The organism is Williamsia sp., from assembly GCF_036566845.1.
Classification (GTDB): domain Bacteria; phylum Actinomycetota; class Actinomycetes; order Mycobacteriales; family Mycobacteriaceae; genus Williamsia.
The window spans coordinates 1-2223 of the sequence record NZ_DATCVM010000043.1; the positions used below are offsets into that span (position 1 = coordinate 1).

At 65.0% G+C, this 2223-nt stretch carries 3 protein-coding genes; all 3 read right to left on the minus strand.

Going from position 1 to position 2223, the window contains the following annotated elements:
• Nucleotides 1-51: 51 nt before the first annotated feature.
• Nucleotides 52-432 (minus strand): hypothetical protein, encoded by a 381-nt coding sequence (locus tag VIQ49_RS03915; protein ID WP_331881000.1) that lies wholly within the window; start codon nt 430-432, stop codon nt 52-54.
• Nucleotides 433-440: 8 nt separating this feature from the next.
• The gene (locus tag VIQ49_RS03920) at nt 441-1571 is read right to left on the minus strand and encodes a lipase family protein (protein ID WP_331881002.1); all 1131 of its coding nucleotides are present in this window, start codon (nt 1569-1571) and stop codon (nt 441-443) included.
• Nucleotides 1572-1812: 241 nt separating this feature from the next.
• Nucleotides 1813-2223: FAD-binding protein (locus VIQ49_RS03925; RefSeq protein WP_331881005.1), on the minus strand; the 411-nt coding region annotated here is incomplete at its 5' end.

The window sequence follows — 2223 nt, forward strand, 5'->3', positions numbered from 1 at the left end:
CGGCACCGCCGAGACGCACTCGGCCCTAATCTTCCTTTTCACATCCGTACTTCAATGACTTTGCACGATCACGTGGCTTGTCAGTTGTGGTCGGTCATCACGCAAATGGATCTTTTGGTCCGGATGAAAACGGGCCTCGTACCGAGACACGATTGCCTCGGCATCCCCGTAATAGTGCAGATCTCGCGGACGTATTACCGCACGCCGCAAGGACTCGTCGAGCGTAGTGTCGTCGAGGCGCAGCAGAGCGGCACCCTGATCGCCGGCGAGGCTCGGGACATCGGTCCAATGCTCTGGCGTCTGCTGCACGGACTGGCCATGTCGAATTACCTGGTCGTTGTCCGAGTCTGCCAGCCCGAGACGAGTTATCGGTTCGAAGACATGCAGCGCATTCTTGCTCTGGCGCTGAAGAACCTGGCCCGCGCTGAGCATCGACTTATCTACGGCTCGAACAGGTTCCGGACGAAGGAGAGGCTCTCGGGGAGTGCAGCCCGCATCGTCTCGATATGCCCCGTCGGATACGTGCGGAATGTGACTGGCTGGCGGTTGGCGGAGAGTTCGGCGGCGAGTTTCAACGCCAGCGGCGCCGGCACCATCTCGTCCGTCAGGCCCTGTCCGAGGAAGACGGGCCGGTCGTACCCGGTCGTCGGGATCTCGAGCATGCCGCGAGCAGCGGCCAGCACCGCGGGATCGTCGAGCGGTCGGTTCACCAGATCGCCGATCGTGACGTCGCCGAAGTCCGATGCCATTTCCTGGTAGCAGTCGGTTTCGGCTCGGGCCAGGGCATCGGTGCCGCGCGGTGTCAGGTAACGATCGATGTCGAGATCGGGTCGCGCCGCCCGGAGTCCGGCCAGGATGTATGACACGAATACGGTGCTGCCCGTCAGTGGCAATCGGGGAAAGTCCGGCCCCACGAGTGGTGCAAGGTCCTCCAGATTCGACGGCGCCCCGGTCGCGACCGCGCCCCGGTAGTCCAGTTCGGGTGCGTATCGTGTCGCGATCGCTGCCGTGACCATCGCGGACTGCCCTCCCTGAGACTGTCCGAGTGCCACCCACCGCGGTGAGAGCGACGGTTCGACCGCGCGCGCAGCACGCACCATGTCGATGACGCTGTGCGCCTCCGACGGTCCGTCCAGGTACGGGTGGATTCCCGGCGTGCCGAGCCCCACGTAGTCAGTCGCGACGATCGCGTAGCCCTGCGAGAGCCAGTTCGTGAGGTATGGACTGCCGACGGTCCCGGTCACCGTGGGAGCGCACTTGTCGGCAATACCTACGGTGCCGTGGGCCCACGAGATCACCGGCCAGCCGCCTTCGGGTGGATCACCGGCGGGGAGGAAGAGCGCGCCCGTACTCAACGCGGGCCGGTTCAGCGGTCCCGTGGACCAATAGGTGAGCCCTGATCCGTTGACGGCGCCGGGGATCCAGAAGGTTCGTGGCAGGGGATCTGTCGCGGTCACTGTGCCCGGCGCCGTGACCGGCGACGGCACCTGCGCCTGGGCGGGCGCGGTCGAGACGACCGCAGAGGCGAGCGTGATCACCATCAATGTTTGGCCGAGCCGTCGTCGGATCATTGCACCGCTCCCGGGGTTCGTCCGTATATGTACGCCGACTTCCATTCTGCGTGAACTGGAGGTGCCGGCATACCGGTTCGACCATCTTCGGGTGCCGCTACCGCGGTCGAGGGCCGGTCGAGTGGTTTCACTGTCAGTCCAGAGGCGAGGGCGAATGCTCCGCTGCGCATCATGTGGCGCGAGGTTCCTTAGGTCCGTTTTCGGTTCGTTGACGGGGACGCGGTCGGTGAGAGTACGCCCGCTAACCCTTGGCTGCGCTGATCCCGGCGCGCCGACCGTAAAAACTGCCGTCACCGAGCGACGTTCCCGACGCGTATCCGCCGGCACAGACTCCGGCAGTGCAACGGCCCGCAGCAAACAATCCGGGGATCGGTTCGCCCGAAACGTGCAGCACCTCCGACTGAATCGACGTTCGCAGGCCGCCGAGGGTGAAGCCTGCCGTGAAGCCCCGAAGGTCAAGGGCGGCAATCGGGGAGCCGATCGCCTTGACCCATTCGGATTTCTTGCCGAAGACCGGATCCTCGCCCCGTTCGGCGTGGCGGTTGTACACCTCAACGGTGGACTGCAGAGTGCCCTCGGGCAAACCCATGTCCGATTCGAGTTCCGCGGCGGTCTCGGCCACCCACTTGGGGCGGAACCGGAAGAACGGCGT

Excerpts from the sequence above, each read along its gene's own strand:
- VIQ49_RS03920 (WP_331881002.1), bottom strand. The coding sequence starts at position 1,571 with ATGATCCGACGACGGCTCGGCCAAACATTGATGGTGATCACGCTCGCC.
- VIQ49_RS03915 (WP_331881000.1), bottom strand. The coding sequence starts at position 432 with ATGCTCAGCGCGGGCCAGGTTCTTCAGCGCCAGAGCAAGAATGCGCTG.